Origin of the sequence: Acinetobacter sp. YH12096, assembly GCF_013419215.1 — a bacterium.
GTDB classification, from domain to species: Bacteria; Pseudomonadota; Gammaproteobacteria; order Pseudomonadales; family Moraxellaceae; genus Acinetobacter; species Acinetobacter amyesii.
The window spans coordinates 97,024-114,033 of record NZ_VPAM01000009.1 but is presented as its reverse complement, the minus strand read 5'-3'; the positions used below and the strand labels follow the sequence as shown (position 1 = coordinate 114,033).

At 41.6% G+C, this 17,010-nt stretch carries 18 protein-coding genes and 2 pseudogenes; 14 read left to right on the top strand and 6 right to left on the bottom strand.

Features of this window, described 5'->3' with window-relative positions:
* The coding region (locus tag FTU36_RS06030; RefSeq protein ID WP_257218538.1) for an IS1 family transposase at nucleotides 1-233 on the top strand (233 nt) is incomplete at its 5' end.
* 61 nt (nucleotides 234-294) lie between these two features.
* On the opposite strand, the pseudogene FTU36_RS06025 reads toward FTU36_RS06030, so the two are convergent.
* A pseudogene (locus tag FTU36_RS06025) lies at nucleotides 295-387 on the bottom strand (DUF2218 domain-containing protein); the annotation flags it as partial.
* A 605-nt stretch (nucleotides 388-992) separates the two neighbouring features.
* Between FTU36_RS06025 and rpe the strand changes: the two are divergent.
* The 9 genes and pseudogenes from rpe to FTU36_RS05980 all read left to right on the top strand — a co-directional run bounded on the left by rpe (nucleotide 993) and on the right by FTU36_RS05980 (nucleotide 8,476).
* Nucleotides 993-1,679, top strand: a complete 687-nt coding sequence (gene rpe, locus FTU36_RS06020; protein WP_168378513.1) for a ribulose-phosphate 3-epimerase — start codon at nucleotides 993-995, stop codon at nucleotides 1,677-1,679.
* A gap of 600 nt (nucleotides 1,680-2,279) precedes the next feature.
* Nucleotides 2,280-2,798 carry a hypothetical protein gene (locus FTU36_RS06015; protein WP_180117084.1) on the top strand — a complete coding sequence of 173 codons (519 nt, stop codon included), beginning with the start codon at nucleotides 2,280-2,282 and terminating at the stop codon, nucleotides 2,796-2,798.
* Between the two features lie 46 nt (nucleotides 2,799-2,844).
* Complete coding sequence (locus FTU36_RS06010; protein ID WP_180117082.1) at nucleotides 2,845-4,827, top strand: multicopper oxidase domain-containing protein; 1,983 nt, start codon at nucleotides 2,845-2,847, stop codon at nucleotides 4,825-4,827.
* Nucleotides 4,814-5,842, top strand: a complete 1,029-nt coding sequence (locus tag FTU36_RS06005; RefSeq protein WP_180117080.1) for a copper resistance protein B — start codon at nucleotides 4,814-4,816, stop codon at nucleotides 5,840-5,842. Before FTU36_RS06010 ends, FTU36_RS06005 begins: the two co-directional genes overlap by 14 nt.
* A 300-nt stretch (nucleotides 5,843-6,142) precedes the next feature.
* On the top strand, nucleotides 6,143-6,460 hold the full coding sequence (locus tag FTU36_RS06000; RefSeq protein ID WP_180005009.1) for a multidrug efflux SMR transporter: 318 nt from the start codon (nucleotides 6,143-6,145) through the stop codon (nucleotides 6,458-6,460).
* 55 nt (nucleotides 6,461-6,515) lie between these two features.
* Nucleotides 6,516-6,833 carry a quaternary ammonium compound efflux SMR transporter SugE gene (gene sugE, locus FTU36_RS05995; RefSeq protein ID WP_078191206.1) on the top strand — a complete coding sequence of 106 codons (318 nt, stop codon included), beginning with the start codon at nucleotides 6,516-6,518 and terminating at the stop codon, nucleotides 6,831-6,833.
* Nucleotides 6,834-6,870: 37 nt separating this feature from the next.
* On the top strand, nucleotides 6,871-7,353 hold the full coding sequence (locus FTU36_RS05990; protein WP_180005010.1) for a methylated-DNA--[protein]-cysteine S-methyltransferase: 483 nt from the start codon (nucleotides 6,871-6,873) through the stop codon (nucleotides 7,351-7,353).
* 45 nt (nucleotides 7,354-7,398) lie between these two features.
* Nucleotides 7,399-8,045: pseudogene (locus FTU36_RS05985) on the top strand (NERD domain-containing protein).
* Between the two features lie 62 nt (nucleotides 8,046-8,107).
* Nucleotides 8,108-8,476: an SseB family protein gene (locus FTU36_RS05980; RefSeq protein WP_180005011.1), complete on the top strand. Its 369-nt coding sequence runs from the start codon at nucleotides 8,108-8,110 to the stop codon at nucleotides 8,474-8,476.
* Between the two features lie 56 nt (nucleotides 8,477-8,532).
* Here FTU36_RS05980 and FTU36_RS05975 read toward each other — a convergent pair whose 3' ends face one another.
* A complete protein-coding gene (locus tag FTU36_RS05975) occupies nucleotides 8,533-9,465 on the bottom strand; it encodes a tRNA-dihydrouridine synthase (RefSeq protein ID WP_180009902.1) in 933 nt (310 codons plus the stop codon).
* A 449-nt stretch (nucleotides 9,466-9,914) separates the two neighbouring features.
* On the opposite strand from FTU36_RS05975, the gene FTU36_RS05970 reads away from it, so the two are divergent.
* Nucleotides 9,915-10,124, top strand: a complete 210-nt coding sequence (locus FTU36_RS05970) for a cold-shock protein (protein ID WP_067761877.1) — start codon at nucleotides 9,915-9,917, stop codon at nucleotides 10,122-10,124.
* A 150-nt stretch (nucleotides 10,125-10,274) separates the two neighbouring features.
* On the opposite strand, the gene FTU36_RS05965 is transcribed toward FTU36_RS05970, so the two are convergent.
* Nucleotides 10,275-11,084, bottom strand: a complete 810-nt coding sequence (locus tag FTU36_RS05965; RefSeq protein WP_078191164.1) for an inner membrane protein YpjD — start codon at nucleotides 11,082-11,084, stop codon at nucleotides 10,275-10,277.
* A gap of 138 nt (nucleotides 11,085-11,222) precedes the next feature.
* Between FTU36_RS05965 and ffh the strand changes: the two genes are divergently transcribed.
* Both ffh and FTU36_RS05955 read left to right on the top strand, forming a co-directional pair.
* Complete coding sequence (ffh, locus tag FTU36_RS05960) at nucleotides 11,223-12,626, top strand: signal recognition particle protein (protein ID WP_078191163.1); 1,404 nt, start codon at nucleotides 11,223-11,225, stop codon at nucleotides 12,624-12,626.
* Between the two features lie 283 nt (nucleotides 12,627-12,909).
* The gene (locus tag FTU36_RS05955; RefSeq protein WP_180117078.1) at nucleotides 12,910-13,503 is read left to right on the top strand and encodes an alpha/beta hydrolase; all 594 of its coding nucleotides are present in this window, start codon (nucleotides 12,910-12,912) and stop codon (nucleotides 13,501-13,503) included.
* A 147-nt stretch (nucleotides 13,504-13,650) separates the two neighbouring features.
* On the opposite strand, the gene FTU36_RS05950 is transcribed toward FTU36_RS05955, so the two are convergent.
* From FTU36_RS05950 to FTU36_RS05940, 3 genes are all read right to left on the bottom strand, one after another.
* Nucleotides 13,651-14,328: a hypothetical protein gene (locus tag FTU36_RS05950; RefSeq protein ID WP_180055574.1), complete on the bottom strand. Its 678-nt coding sequence runs from the start codon at nucleotides 14,326-14,328 to the stop codon at nucleotides 13,651-13,653.
* Nucleotides 14,329-14,554: 226 nt separating this feature from the next.
* Nucleotides 14,555-15,283 (bottom strand): type III pantothenate kinase, encoded by a 729-nt coding sequence (locus FTU36_RS05945; protein WP_180117076.1) that lies wholly within the window; start codon nucleotides 15,281-15,283, stop codon nucleotides 14,555-14,557.
* A 22-nt stretch (nucleotides 15,284-15,305) separates the two neighbouring features.
* A complete protein-coding gene (locus tag FTU36_RS05940; RefSeq protein WP_180117074.1) occupies nucleotides 15,306-16,061 on the bottom strand; it encodes a biotin--[acetyl-CoA-carboxylase] ligase in 756 nt (251 codons plus the stop codon).
* 29 nt (nucleotides 16,062-16,090) lie between these two features.
* Between FTU36_RS05940 and FTU36_RS05935 the strand changes: the two genes are divergently transcribed.
* A complete protein-coding gene (locus FTU36_RS05935) occupies nucleotides 16,091-16,903 on the top strand; it encodes a sulfite exporter TauE/SafE family protein (RefSeq protein WP_180008514.1) in 813 nt (270 codons plus the stop codon).
* The last annotated feature ends 107 nt before the right edge of the window (nucleotides 16,904-17,010 follow it).

The window sequence follows — 17,010 nt, the reverse complement described above, 5'->3', positions numbered from 1 at the left end:
TAAGCTATACATGTATATCAAGTGACCATTGGGATAGCTTTGTTACGACCTTTAAAGAATGCAAACAGTTGATTGGTAAATTTTTCACTGTGGGTATAGAAGGCAATAATTGTCGATTACGGCATCGAATCAGGCGAGGCTTTAGGAGAAGCTGCAACTTCTCCAAAAAGCTTGAAAATCATTTCAAAGCCTTTGATTTAGTGTTCTTTTATATCAATAATGGATTCGTTTAATGCCAGCATACTTTTTGAAACACCACCGAATCTTGAATGCAGTATTTTCTCCAATGAGCTGTTCATTGACTTCAAATTTATGTTTCCAATGATTGACTAGGCGTTTAGCAACACGCGCTGCTTGGGCGGTGGTGATGTGTGTTGAACTTTTCATAGATGCAATTTTATTGTTAAGTCGTCAGTCCTTTAACTTAGCAAAGTACATAGATGCCCGTTAAGTCTAAAAATGCAATGCTGTGTTTCTATCCCTGAGATCTTTATCCATATTAATCACTGATGTTACGCACGCAAAAAATAATTTTGCATTTTTAAAATGATATTTAAGTCAATTCGACTGAGTCTTACATCTAGGGCTTAAATAAAGGGATTAGCCTTCGGCTGGAGGTACTCTTACGAAACGATGATTCTCATTAGGCAAAATGAGAAGCGAAGCTTCGCAAGGAAACCATCTTGCAGAGCAATGCTCCTCACCGCAAAACTCGCTTTCTAGCGTCTATTTAATTAAAGTATTGCAAAAACATTTTTGATTAGAAGTCGTGCTGTCTCAAACAATTGCGGATGACGTTACCGCGTATCGTTCTTTTATTTGAATCAAATTTCGGTTCTGATGTTACTGCGTAATATCAGTTCATCCTAGGTTTCTTTATTATAGAGATCTCAATCATCGGCATCGAAAAAACGACTAAGGGCATGGGCAGCGAATAGGGGGACAATTTGCTATAATGCGTCAATCACTCCCTTTTCAAAGCTAGGTTTTTCATGTCCAAGCCATTCTTAATCGCACCTTCAATTTTGTCAGCAGACTTTGCGCGCTTAGGTGAAGAAGTTGAAAATGTTCTAGAAGCAGGTGCAGATGTTGTTCATTTCGATGTCATGGATAATCATTATGTACCGAACTTAACTTTTGGTGCGGGCGTTTGTAAGGCATTGAAAAAATACGGCATTAAAGCGCCAATTGATGTGCATCTAATGGTTTCACCGGTAGACCGTATGATTGGCGATTTCTTAGACGCTGGTGCAGATATCATCACTTTCCACCCCGAAGCGACTGACCATATTGACCGCTCTTTACAGTTAATCAAATCTGGTGGTGCGCAAGCGGGCTTGGTATTTAACCCTGCGACACCTCTGCATTATTTAGACTATGTTTTAGATAAAGTTGACCAAGTCTTGTTGATGAGTGTGAACCCTGGTTTTGGCGGTCAAAAGTTCATTCCAATGACTTTGGAAAAGCTGCGTCAAGCACGAAAAATTATTGATGCTTCAGGTCGTGATATTCGCTTAGAAGTGGATGGTGGTGTTACTCCAGCCAATATTCGTGACATTGCTGAAGCCGGTGCAGACATGTTTGTTGCAGGTTCAGCGATTTTTGGTAAGCCTGATTATAAAGCTGTGATTGATGACATGCGTTCTGAGTTGGCAAAAGTGCATGCTCAAGAGGCTTAAGCCTTTGGGTATAAGTTATTCATGGCTTGTGGATAACTATATGGATATCTGTGTAGATAACTATATGGATAACTTGAATAAATTATAAACGATTGTGCATCAATGGTTTAATAATTAGACGTATTAAGTATAAAAAGGACTCAATTGAGTCCTTTTTTTATGGGGAAAAGTGTTTGAAATACTGTATGTTTATTAATCTGTGGTAAATAATTAATCAGTTTAAAAAATAACTTTTATGTTTTAACAGGACGTTATGCGCTGATTTTTATGACAGCGCAATAAATTTAAAACTGTTGTGAATAACTGCACAATTAATTATGCTGTTAGCAACAATTGAGATAAGCTGCGACTGGCAAAACACATCATCGATCGCACTAGCTCGTGCTATTAGATATTTCTGAAAGTATCGTTCATGATGGATAAATCGGTCGAGCTGCATGTCATGTTGATACGAATGTCATGTAATTGCATTTGAATCGTAAATAACATCATCGTGGTGTTTCGCGGATTTCAGCTGAGCTGATCGCGTGATGTTTCTAAAGATGTGTTAATAGGGACATGTTGTCACAGTGCATCATTGGGTTGAATTAGGATACTAAATTGTTCAATTTTTTGCGTAAGCATCTTGGCTTTGCTTGGCTCATGGCGTTTGTCATGGGGTGGAGCAGTGTGGTCAGTGCACAGCAAAATTTTCAACATCAACAAATGATGACTACGAATGCCCATCAGGCATCAGTTCATGCAGCACATACTGATCCTTCACATTCAAATATGGCAAATTGCCATCAAAATCAGCGGCAAGTTGTTCCTGAGCATGCAGCACATCATGGTAAGCAGACGACACTAGAAGTCATTTCAATGATGGACTGTCATCAATCTTTAGATGCGACACCTGCACTGCAAGATGGTCAGGTGCATCATTCAACAACACAAAATACAGACTGTCGTCAGGACTGTACACTCGCACATTGCCAAATCAGTACCTCTTATGTCGATAGCGCCTTGGTCGCATTGCAGACCTTCCATGTGCATCACTATGCAGAACCTCCTCGTTTCATTTTTGCTGGACAGCATTTAAAAGGCTTTTGGCAAGAAATTCTAAGACCTCCGCAAGCTTAACCTGAGTATTAAATACGTTTTTTCGTTATTTTATAAAGGTTAAGTCATGTCTAATTTATCTAAATCATGCCTCGTGCTCGGGGTGTGTCTGCTGTCTCCAACGTGGGCGTTTGCAGCCATTAAAGAATATCATCTGAATATTGATGAAAAGACCATCAATTTGACTGGTAAAGCGGTCAAGAAAATCAGTGTCAATGGTCAGTTTCCAGCGCCTTTACTGGAGTTTGAAGAAGGCGATGATGCGGTCATCCATGTACATAATCAGCTCAAAAAACAAAATACCTCGGTGCATTGGCATGGTCTATTGCTGCCCGGTTTAATGGATGGTGTACCCGGTTTTAATGGTTTCAATGAAATTCAGCCCGATGGTAGCTTTACTTATAAATTTAAGGTCCGTCAAAGCGGAACCTATTGGTATCACGCGCATTCCAAAGGCCAAGAACAAGACGGATTGTATGGCGCTTTGGTAATTTATCCGAAAGGCAAACAAGCACTTGCAGCACATGAACAGACGCAACGTGATTATGTGGTCATGCTGTCGGATTTTCATGAATCATCTAGCACTCAGATTATGGCAAATCTAAAAAAGTCTGCCGAATATTATCAAAATCAGCGTGAAACAGTTTCAGATGTATGGACGCAAATTCAACAAACGGGTTTGAAAAACATATGGCAAGACCGTTCGATGTGGAATCAGATGCGTATGCTGAAAACGGATTTGTCAGATGTCACGGGTTATACGTTTTTAGTAAACGGCAAAACACCACAGCAGAACTGGACAGGGATGTTTAAGCCCAATGAAAAAGTCAGACTTCGTTTTGTAAATGCTGCGGCTATGTCGTTTTTTGATGTGCGCATTCCTCAGCTCAAAATGACGGTGGTCAGTGCAGACGGCCAAGCGGTCAAACCAGTCAATGTTGATGAATTCCGCATTGGTGCTGCGGAAACCTATGATGTGATCGTAGAGCCTAAATTTTCGCATTATCAGATAGAGGCTGAGTCGATCGATCGGACAGGATTTGCGATTGGCACTTTACATGATGAAACGCAGCCTCAGCACTCAGACATTCACATGCCAAAAGCTCGGCCACGCGCTTTGCTGACCATGGAAGATATGGGCCATGGTTCAATGTCAGGTATGGATCATAGTAACATGGGACATACGGCTACAGGTTCAACCCAAACTTCAGCAAGCCAGCAAGCGAATGCTCATGAGCACAGCGCGCATAATGTCAATCCGTCAAATATTCAGCCGAAACAAGTTCATGATCATGCAGCTATGGGACATGACATGGACCATTCCCCAGTGACTGCACATATTGCTATGCAACATCCAGACATTCATAAACAGAACATGTCAGATACGGCGCATGCCAATATGGATCATAGTGTGATGGATCATTCATCAATGAACCACTCTTCAATGGATTCATCCATGAAACATGATACGCATGCAGCGATGGATCATGCACAGTCTAAAGGAGAGATGCATGCAGTTGAAAATTCAGCAACGGTTATGGGTTGGGCCAATGCTTCAACACCTGTCGGTGATAAGGCCTTGCAATATAGTGATTTAAAAGCGTTAACCCCGCAGCCTGATACACGTGAAGCGACGCAAGATTTGGTTATTCATTTGGGTGGAACGATGGAACGCTACATGTGGACCATGAATGGCAAAAAATTCAGTGAAGCCGAACCACTGCAGGTGAAATATGGTGAGCGAATTCGATTGAAATTTGTCAATGACAGCATGATGGCGCATCCGATGCATTTACATGGCATGTTTATGCAATTGGAAAATGGGCAAGTGTCTTCTGAAATGCCAAATAAACATACGGTGATTGTGCCGCCGGGGAAAACTGTCACGGCTCTGTTAACGGCCAATGAATTAGGGGAATGGGCGATTCATTGTCACTTGCTGTATCACATGTCTGCAGGGATGATGAATAAACTTGTGGTCGCAAATGTCGCGGAGAATACTAAAACAGCATCTGTGCCGAAAAAGGAGGTGTCTCATGCGCATCATTAAACCATGCACATATACAGTACTGGGTTTAGCTTTGGCATCTGTCACTCAAATGACCATGGCGCAAGATGCACATCACAGCATGCTGATGTCAGCTCAACATGAGTCGCATTCCTCACATGATTCGTCGCATCAAGAGATACAAACAGCGATTGAATCGAGCCAGATGGAGCATACTGCAGAACATGCAGAACATGCAGAACATGCAGAACATGCAGAACATGCAGAACATGCAGAACATGCAGAACATGCAGAACATGCAGAACATGCAGAACATGCAGAACATGCAGAACATGCAGAACATGCAAATGTATCATCTATTGCGTCACGTGCTGCTTCTGCGCAGCATCCTGTTGATCATAAGCGTGAACATGGTGGACAGATTTATCAAGCGACTGAGATCGACAGTCGATGGCTCAATAATGCCGATGGTCGTGGACGTTTAAAGACTGAAATTGAGAGTCGAATCGGGACCGATGAAAATAAGCTCTTCATCAAACTACATGCCGATAAAGCAGAATCTCAAGACGCTGATTATGCGGCTCAAGTGATGTATAGCCGTATGATCTCTGACTTTTGGGATGCGCAAATTGGCGCACGTTATCGTGTCGATGAACATCAAGTGACGGACAAGGAACAGTTAGATGCTGCGGTGGGTCTGCATGGTCTGGCACCTTATTTCTTTGAAACCGATGCTTATTTATATCTTGGTGCAGAAAAACAGGTCAGTTTTTCTTTAGAAACCGAACGTGATCTGCTGCTGACGCAAAAATTGATTTTAAAACCGTATCTGAACCTAGATGTGGTGCTGAGTGATGATTCTGCCTATGCACAAAAAACAGGACTCAGTGCTGTATGGCTAGGGCTAGAAACACGCTATGAAATTAATAAAAAGTTGATGCCATTTATCGATGTTGCTTACAGCTATGAAAAAGGAAATCAGCATACGGCATGGCAAGCTGAAACTGGAAGTGAAAAACAATGGTGGTATGGCGCAGGTGTACGTCTGAAGTTCTAATCGGCGAATAGACCAAATAAAGAGGGCATCATCAACAGGTTTTGGTGATGCCTTTTTTATTTCTGAATCTGTCCTTTGAACAGACATGCTATGTTTTGGCGCAAATCATCTGCACTAGAGTTTTACTCAACTGAATAACGCCCTGAATTTGGTCAAAAAATGTAAAGACTGCACTAAAAGTCAGCATATTTGCTATACTGAGACAATATTCGGAGGAACGACCTCCCTTACATCTTTGTTCAAAGCCAGTAAGAAAAATCGTCAGGACGACCTGACTCTACTAATATGGAGGAAGGCATCATGGCCTGGGTTGTTCTGGTATTCGCTGGTATTTTTGAAATCGTTTGGGCCTATTCGATGAAGCTCTCAGAAGGCTTTACAAAACTTGGCCCAAGTTTAGTCACTTTATTTTTTATGATCCTGAGCTTTGGTTTATTGGCGTATGCCATGAAAACATTGCCTCTAGGAACGGCTTATACCATTTGGACAGGAATCGGTGCGATTGGCTCATTCCTCGTGGGGATTTTTATACTCGGTGAGCCTGCAACTGCTATGCGGATGTTAGCCACAGTACTGATCATTTCTGGTCTAATCTTGATGAAATTATCTTCAAGTTAATATGTTTTAAAGCACAGCGGTCATTGACCTCTGTGCTTTTTTTATGGGTAAAAATATGGCTTGGGTTTTATTAATTGTAGCGGGATTGCTTGAGGTGGTTTGGGCGTATTGTATGAAAGTCTCTGAAGGCTTTAGCAAACTGACGCCAAGTATTTTGACCATTGTTTTCATGATCGCAAGTTTCGCTTTATTGTCTTATGCAATGAAATCCTTACCGTTGGGTACAGCCTATACGGTGTGGACAGGGATTGGTGCAGTGGGTTCATTTATCCTCGGCATCGTTGTATTGGGTGAGCCTGCCAATGCCATGCGCATGCTAGCTGCGGTCCTGATTATTTCAGGACTGGTCTTGATGAAATTATCGTCCTCCTGAATAATGAAGTGCTGCGATTTTGAGCTTGGAGTATGTCATGCAACTTTCTTATCAGTTTTTAGATTCACCCGTTGGACAATTAAAACTTGTTGCACATGAAACCGCATTGGTGGCTGTCCTTTGGGAAAATGAAAACCCTAATCGTGTGCGATTGGCGGCTTTGGTTGAAGATCGGCAACACCCGATTTTGCTCAAAACTGCACAGCAATTAAATGAATATTTTGCAGGTAAAAGACAGCAATTTGACTTGCCGCTAGACTTTGAAGGTACCGAATTTCAGCAACAAGTTTGGCAAGCTTTACTGACAATTCCTTTTGGAGAAACTCGCAGTTATAAACAAATTGCAGAGCAGATCGGCAATGTCAAAGCCGTACGTGCTGTCGGTGCAGCCAATGGTAAAAATCCAATTTCAATTATTGCACCCTGTCATCGTGTTGTGGGGGCAAATGGAAAATTAGTGGGTTTTGCGGGCGGTCTAGAAAATAAAGAAATATTGTTAAAAATTGAGAAATTACAATAAAATAGAAAATATACTTATTTAAAATAATGAATCAAATTAGTGAATATTTCTCAAATTTTTGCACCCCTCATTTCGACGTTTTGGTGGCTAATTCCATTGTTACTGATTGTGGGGGCAATCAAAGCATTTAAACCATATTTAAAGGGGAAAATGGGGGAGTTTGCTGTCACCGTTCATGTCAAACTTTATTTGAAAGACCATTATATATTGTTAAATGATTTGACCTTACCAGATGGCGAGGGAGCTACCACTCAAATTGATCATCTTCTTTTAAACCTTTTGGTGTGTTTGTGATTGAAACTAAAAACTATAAGGGCTGGATTTTTGGGAGCGAAAGACAAAAACAATGGACGCAAAAGATTTATAAAAAAAGTTTTAAATTTCAAAATCCGATTCACCAAAATTATAAACATATGAAAGTGTTAGAACAGGTGTTGAGCGATATACTGGATAAAGACAATATGCATTCTGTGATTGTTTTTATGCCTGAAGTGGTGTTTAAAACAGAGATGCCGTCGAATGTTTTTCGGGGTACAGCTTGGGTGGACTATGTTCAAACTTTTCGGCAACCCGTGATCTCTGAAATGAAACTTAAACGAATACAGTTGCGTTTAGAAAAAGAAATTTTAGAAAAATCGTGGAAAACAAATCGACAGCACGTTGAAGATTTAAATCAACGGCATAATTCATAAACTTCCTGTATGCTGTGGATTGTGAACAGTATCTGACTGATAAAAATAGACGGACAATAACAATGAACGACACGCTTCAACATCTTTATGAATCGACTTTAGATCATCCTGAGCAATACCAAGACTTTTATCAGCAACTTTTAGCCAACCAAGTGTATTGTTTGGGTGAGCGTGATGCTGAGCAGCATTTACATTTTCAATTGATGGAAACGGAGCAGGGCGAGCAAGCCATTCCATTCTTTCTGAGTCTTGCGATGCTTCAACAGGATGTTGGCGCAGATGCAGAATTTGTCATGATCAGTGCTGAAAAATTATTTGCGATTACCAAAGGCGCAAGCTTGGTGATGAACCCGACTTCGGAACATCCGAAAGAGTTTTTGGCAGATGAGATCGACGCAATTTTAGAGTTTGCTAAACAACAAAGCCTTTGAACACTGTAGGTGTGATCAAAGGCTCTGCGGCTACGCTGAGATATGTGCTTTAAAACTTACATACCAGCTTTGAGTTTTTCCACGATTTCATCGAGTGGTTTGACACGTTTTACTTCATCCCAAAGGACTTTGGCTTCTGGGTAATGTTTCGACATCATGCCGAGCCATTGTTTATAACGACCGACCATATTCATTTCTTTTTTATACGAACCGTTTAAGAAACGAATTTGTAAGCCAAGCAGTTCATGCCATGTAATCAGCGGCTCATCGGTATTACGACGAATACACTGTGTAATGTCAGGGGTGGTCACCGCAGCACGACCAATCATCAGGTCTTCACAACCAGATTCGAGTTGGCATTGTTTGGCATCGGCATTGTTCCAAATTTCACCGTTGGCAATCACGTTAATTTTCAATGCTTCACGAATGGGTTGCAACTGATCCCAAAAGGCAGGCGGGGTATAACCATCGGCTTTGGTTCGCGCATGGACTGTAACCCATGCGGCACCCGCATCTTCGATGGCATGCGCATTTTCCATGGTGAAGTTATGATCCATATAACCCAAACGCATTTTTGCCGATACAGGAATATGACTCGGAACAGCATCACGCACAGCTTTGACTAACTCATACACCACTTCTGGTTCATCTAGCAGAACTGAACCACCACGGTGGCGATTGACGGTTTTTGCAGGACAACCAAAGTTCATATCAATCGCAGGTGCACCAAGTTCTACTGCGCGTACAGCATTTGCCGCGAGCATGGTCGGATTGTTACCTAAGAACTGCACATGAACCGGTGTTCCTGCTGCAGTTTTGCCGTCATTGTTCAGTTCGGGACAATAACTATGATAAATATGGTCGGGCAGGACAGAGTCCGTGACACGGATAAACTCGGTTACACACCAGTCAAAACTCCCAACATGCGTCAACACATCTCGCATAATTGGGTCGGTTAAGCCTTCCATCGGCGCAAGAACAAGTTTCACGGTCACACAGCCAAAAATTGAAAAACGGAGTTATACGTGGTTTTGAAAGGGATGTCTAGGTTTTGTGCTTCTGGTGATGCGGAATACGAAATCACAAGATTTTATGTAATTATTTGGTGAAATTAGGACCAAAGTCGTAAAGTCTTGACTGACATAAAACTTAAACAATAAAATGAGTAAATACAGATGGATAGTAATAATAAGAAGATGGCTTTTACTGTTGTTTTTTAATGGAATCAACAACATATACTGTGCTTGAATCTTTTAAGATTTCATGTATGATGGCTGCAACTAGAAAAAAAGTATTGTTTCGTAAATTTTCTTTAAGTATCGCAGTGTTAGTCATAATCCTTCGTTTTTTACAGAAATGAAGTTCAATTCTTTATTATTTTCCAAGTTATAGTCAGTCATCATCCAATGGCTAAATCAACAAATTAATAGGTATTATTATGTCTAATACAGTTACTGGTACAGTTAAATGGTTCAACGAAACTAAAGGTTTCGGTTTTATTGCACAAGACAACGGTCCTGACGTTTTTGCTCACTTCAGCGAAATCACTGGTTCTGGCTTCAAAACTTTGCAAGAAGGCCAAAAGGTTTCTTTCAGCATCGCTCAAGGTCAAAAAGGCCCGAATGCTGTAAACATCGTTGCTCTATAATTTAGACGTAATGAAAAAAAAGCGCTGTATAGCGCTTTTTTTATGCCTGTTATTTCTGTGTGAATAATCAAGCTATAAAAAAGAGAGCCTTAGCTCCCTTCGTAATAAAACTTACTTCTTAATAAAACTTAAAATTGTTTCATCGTCGACTTAGCGGCCCAAAACCATTTCTAAAATAAACTTAGAACCAATAAAGCCAACTGCCAAGAGACAAAAACCAATAATGGTAAAGCGAATGGCTTTTTGACCACGCCAACCAAATCGATAGTGTCCAATGAGCAAAGCTCCATAGACGAACCATGAAATAATGCTAAAGGCAGTTTTATGCGCCAAATGCTGTGCAAAGAAGTTATCGATGGTGAAGAAACCAAACCCAAGTGCCACGGTCAGTAGTGCAAAACCAGCAATCAATAAATCAAATAGTAAAGATTCCATGGCTTGGAAGGATGGAAGCAGGCTCACCCATACACGTTTTTTCTGCTTGTTTTTCAGTTCACGGTCTTGTAAACGCAAAATAACCGCTTGAATAGTTGCCATCAGCAGGACGGCATACGCGGAAAGCGACAAAATAATATGGATGTCTAAACCCAGCGAATGTTGCTCTATAAATTGATTTTGTCGACTAAAAGCGAAGCCTAAAATCAACCCCGTCGCTGCCACAGGGATGCCTAACAGGTTCATTGCAAGCACAGGTCGATAGGTACTAAATAACACACTGAGCAATAGCATGAGACCTGAAGTAAATGACATCAGGTTGAACACGTCATAGTTCACACCCATAGGCGTCAACATGTCGTTATATAAAACACCTGCATGCAATAACATGCCTAAACCAAGTACAACACCAATAAACCAATGGTTCGGCGCACGTTTAGACATTAAATGGCTGAATAAATACCAAAAAGACGTGGTATAAGCGATTAATGCTAGGATCGTGTAAACCAAGGGGAGACTGATCATGTCAAACCTTTTTCAGGATGTTGAATATTCATTTATATAAATTCTGCAAGAACTAAAGTATCCTATAGCATTCTATGCATAAATTTTCTATTTTAAGAAACAATTTTTTGCTCATGGCTATTTTAAGCGGATTTTGCAATGTTTGATACCTTAACAGAACGACTCACGCAGAGTTTAAGAAATGTTACTGGCTCAGGGCAGCTAACCGAAGACAATATTAAAGATACGTTACGCGAAGTACGTATGGCACTTCTTGAAGCCGATGTTGCGTTACCTGTAACTCGTGAATTCATCGCGAAAGTTAAGGAAGAAGCATTGGGCCAAGAAGTGATGACTCAGTTATCACCGGGGCAGGCTTTCGTCAAAATCGTTCATGACGAATTGACCAAAATGATGGGTGAGGCGAATGAAAGCCTAGACCTAGCGGCAAAACCACCAGTTGTTGTGCTTCTTGCAGGTTTGCAAGGTGCGGGTAAAACAACCACTGCGGCAAAACTTGCACGTTTCTTACAAGAACGTCAAAAGAAAAAAGTAGCAATGGTGTCTGCCGATGTTTATCGTCCAGCGGCGATTAAACAGCTACAAACAGTTGCTGGTGAAGTTGGCGCGATTTTCTTTGAATCAAGCGCAGACGAAAAACCAATTACCATCGCAAATCGTGCGATTGAGCAAGCAAAAATTCAATTTGCTGATGTCTTGATTGTCGATACAGCAGGTCGTTTACATGTAGACGACGAAATGATGGATGAAATTAAAGAGCTGCATGCAGCGATTAAGCCGACTGAAACATTGTTCGTGGTTGATGCCATGACTGGTCAGGATGCGGCGAATACGGCAAAAGCCTTTAATGATGCTTTGCCTTTAACAGGTGTGATCCTGACAAAAACGGATGGTGATGCACGTGGTGGTGCAGCACTTTCTGTTCGTGCCATTACTGGTAAGCCAATCAAATTCTTGGGTATGGGGGAAAAACTCGATGCCCTAGAGCCATTCCATCCTGAACGTATCGCACAGCGTATTTTGGGTATGGGTGACGTACTTTCTTTGGTCGAAGAAGTTGAACGTAAAATCGACAAAGAAAAAGCCGAAAAAATGGCGAAAAAACTGCAAAAAGGCGGTAGCTTCAACTTTGAAGATATGCTGATGCAGTTTGAACAAATGAACAAAATGGGCGGCATGATGGGCTTCCTGGATAAACTTCCAGGCATGAGCAACTCAGGGATTCAAGATGCGATTGCACAAGCAAATCCTGAAAAGCAAGTGAAGAAAATGGAAGCGATTATTCAATCGATGACCATTAAAGAACGTCGTAACCCAGACTTGATGAATCCAAGCCGTAAAAAACGTATTGCAGCAGGCTGTGGTATGGATGTTGCGGAAGTGAATAAACTCATCAAGCAACATGCGCAAATGGCGAAAATGATGAAGAAGTTTGCCAACCCAACAGGTATGGCAAAAATGATGAAATCATTGGGCAATATGCAAAAACAATTTGGCGGCGGTGGCATGGGTCCATTGTTCGGCAGTAAAGATCCGAAGTAATTTGGACTTAAAAAAAGGCGCATTCAGCGCCTTTTTTTATGGCTGAAATTTAACGAGACTGTACGCTCAAGCAAAGTGATCGAGTGCATTTGATAGCAAGTACTGGATGAGGGAATCTGGCTATACGAGCCGATAGATACCGAACTGAGCTAAATCATTACAAAAAGATGCCAAATTGACATTGAGAGCGTGTAGGTGGCAGGTTTAAAACAGAGGTGAAAATTTGCCGAACTGCAAATTGAAAGCTTCACTAAAAATAATCACCTAGAATAAGAATCAAATCATGAATACACCGCATACGCCAGAAAGCCAAAAGATCTATATTGTTCATGGTCATGATACTTCGCCGAATGATCATTGGTTTCCTTGGTTAGGACGAAAGCTGCAAGAAGCAGGACATTATTCTCGACGCATCGTGATGGCAAATGCAGCACAACCTGATTTTGACCATTGGCAGAAATTTCTAGCGTTGCAAATGCCTGATTTGGATGAAAATACCATTGTGATTGCCCATGGTTTGGGGTGCTTAACTACGCTGCATTATCTCAATCAATATTTTGAACAGCATGGCACACGGATTAAAGCGGGCGTTTTTGTGTCAGGTTTTAAAAGTAGTTTACCGACACAACCTGAATTAACCGCATTTATTCAACGTGCAAAAATGGATAGCGGTGTTTTACAGACCTATATGCCGATTTGTATCAGCTTGATTTCATCCAATGATCCTATCGTGCCGCCGCCGGTTGCGATCCAATTGGGCAATTTTATAAATGCACAAATTTATGAGGTGAAAGAAGCGGGGCATTTCACAGCACAGGATGGCTTTTCTGAGATTCCACAACTGTGGCACGTGTTAAAGCCGATTTTAACGGCTTAGCTAGGTTCTGTGCGCGTGTTTAATAGATCGCGTGTTTTGTAGATAAGATATTTAGTGAAGACTGAGATTGCAATCATGCAATTGGTACAATTGAAGAGAAAAAAGGCGCAATCTGCGCCTTTTTTGTTTGTTCGAACTGTTGAAAGATCAGTCGAGTTCTAAAGCAACACGTTCACGAATGTCGTCAATATCATCATTGGCTTCGCGACCATCTTCCTGCCATGCTTTATAGGCACCGACATATTCACCATCGGTATCGACGACATATTCAGCCGCAATTTTTCCTGAGGCATACCATAAGCGATAGGCATCATTGCCATTTTCATCGACTTTATACGCTGCGCCACGTTGTCCTGTTGGATAAAACTCTTCGCCGTGGATGCTCACGCCATCTTGGTTCACAAAAGTTGATTCTACTTTGCCGTTTTTGCGATAAAGCGTTACTGGGCCTTCAATGTCACTGCCACTGAAACTAAATAGTTTCATCGGATCTTTAACCCAAGCAGGTGAGGATTGAGGGGTTTTGGTTTCTTGGTAAAAATCTTGGACTAAAAAATCACCTGTGGCATTACGACCTAAAAGTACACGGTAATAGCCGTCTTTGACTGGGGTCATGTAATAGCTTGAGTCAATATACGATACGCAGCCGCAGTAATCAGGATTATCTTCATCACCGAAATAACCCAAAACAGCTTCAGAGGTGCTGAGCTGTGATTTGATTTCGGCAGGGATTTTAGAGTTGGCTAGATTTTGTGTCGTGGTACAACCGCCGAAGAATAATGTAGAGGCGAGCAGGCTTAAACCCAGTAAATTTTTAAATTTCATATCTATACTCTTCGTCTTATATTCTATCTTGAAAGACATTTTTAAATTATAAAGTTGCTGATGTATCTGTCGATCATCGCAGGCTATTGTAATTCCTTGGACGAAAAAAGGTCATGAATCGCGATACAATTTGTAACCACGCTTATATGAAATGACCCTCAATAAAAAAGCGTGATCACCATTGGCCATCACGCTTTCACAGTTTGCTATCAAATAAATAGCTAAATTACACACCATTTACATAACTTTGTAGGCCTCGAAGCAGTAAATCTGCTTCGACAGCTGGCTGATATTGTTCTAAATAGCGTGCAAATAGCGCAGCATCGCCACCGGTTAAGATCAACCGACTTGGATATTTGTCGAGAACCTTTTCAATGGTGCTGACCAAGCTAAGCAAGATGCCATGATGAACAGCATCGATGGTGTTTTTACCAGGAGACAGCTCATCAAAGGTGGCATCCGGAATTTTAATGCCTTTGGTGTTTTGGATGAGCGAATCACGTTGCAAATACAAATTTGGCAAAATATAGCCGCCTAAATGTTGTAAGCCATCTGTTAAGTCAATGGTGAGTGCCGTTCCACAACTAATCACACAGTATTTTTGAGTAGGGTCTTTGACTACAGCGAGCATTTGCAGCCAACGGTCGATCCCGAATTTACTGGTATCTTCGTAGGCACAGCGCAAGCCCGCATATTCGGCATGAACTTTGGCAATGGTGACAGGAACGGCTAAAAATTTAAGAATTTTTTGAATCCGATCATTATTTTTTTTGTCGAGTACCGAGGAAATCCCCACCTGATCTAAGTCCAAACTTTTAAAGTGCTGGATCAAGCCGAGTAGGAGTTCGGCAGGCGACTGTAAATGCAGTTCCGCAGCATGCTCTATAATTTGATCGTGTTCAGTAATCCAGTATTTCAGCCGTGTATTACCGACATCGAGCCATAATTTTTTCATCAGTAGGCCTTTGCAATCCTGTTTATGATTGATCTGCTAAACGTAAGCGACCTTGGAAATGATTTTCTAAGCGCTGCGAAGTTTGGATGTTGATCGAACCATCATTTTCAATACCGAGAAAGCGGCCTTGGCTTTTGCCTTGCAGGTGTTCAAGTTCAACGGGCTGTTGCATAAATGCAGCATAATGGTTGAATCGTGCAGCGAGGTTGTAGCAGTTATGATCGAACCATTCACCTGCAAGTTGAATCGCTGCATATAGTTCAGCAATTAACTGCAAACGGTTTGGCGAGGGAAGTCCGAGTTCAGATAACGAGGTTGCACGTTGCTCAATTCCTGTGGATGGAATCGGAAATAAGTTCATGCCAACGCCGACAATCGCTTGATGTGGCGAAATCGGTTCAATCAAAATTCCGCCCCATTTGCCTTGTGGGCTATACAGGTCATTGGGCCATTTCACTTGTAATGCGAGATTTTGCAAACTTGGCATTTGCAAGATATTTAAGGCAATTTCAAGTGCAAGCCGTCCATCTATCGCTGTCTGTAAATTCAGCAATGTGCTTAAATAGATATTACCAACGGGTGAGACCCATTGATGATCGCGTTGCCCACGGCCTTGAGTCTGTTGTTCACTGCATACCAAAACATGTTGAATGCCTTTTTTGGCAATCTCACGGACATCGTCATTGGTCGATGTGGTAATGGGCTTCAGTAATAAAACTTCAGGCGGTTGAGGTACTGTGCTCAACAATTGCTGTAAGTGTCTGGTCTCTAAATCCATTTGAATCTGAGAGTTGTGGAATAATATTGATGGAGTTAATCATATATTTACTGATTGGTGCAATCGCTGGTTTTGCTGCGGGGCTATTTGGTGTGGGCGGTGGCCTGATTATTGTGCCGATTTTATTCATCGTTTTCACCCAACTTCAGTATGACCCCAGTGTGATTATGCACATGGCGGTGGGCACCTCTTTGGCCACGATTATTGTGACTTCACTCAGCTCGGTTTCGGCGCATCATAAAAAAGGTGCCGTGCTGTGGAATGTCTTTCGGAATTTGGCACCAGGTTTGGTGATCGGTTCATTTCTCGGTGCAGGCATTGCAGATTATCTCTCAGGGCAGGGTTTGCAACTGTTAATCGGCTTTTTTGCGGTCTGGGTAGCCTTTAAAATGTTTCGAGGTGCAGCAACACCTGTCGATCCGAATAAACATTTACCCTCACAAGCCATGCAAATGGCAGCAGGCGGTGGCATTGGGATTGCCTCTGCGATCTTCGGTATTGGTGGTGGCAGCTTAACCGTCCCGTATTTGAATAAAAATGGCGTCATTATGCAAAAAGCGGTCGCAACCTCTGCTGCATGTGGTTTACCAATTGCGATTGCTGGGGCACTCGGCTTTATGTGGTTTGGTCATCAAGCCGATATCGTGGTTCCCAATACCATTGGTTATATCCATATTTATGCATTTATCGGGATTAGTGTAATGAGCTTCATCACTGCGAAATTGGGTGCGAAAGTGGCTCATATGTTGTCGCCATTTATGCTAAAGCGTTGTTTTGCATGTTTATTAACAACAGTTGGTTGCTATTTTATTTACCAAGGTGTGCAAGCCTTTGGCGCTTGATTGTCCGTTTTGACTGACAAAATTGGCTTTGTTGACACAAGATTGTCAGACAATGTCATGTTCAATTAGGTTGCTTATCGTTTCTAATGCAAATAGATTGAGTGTAA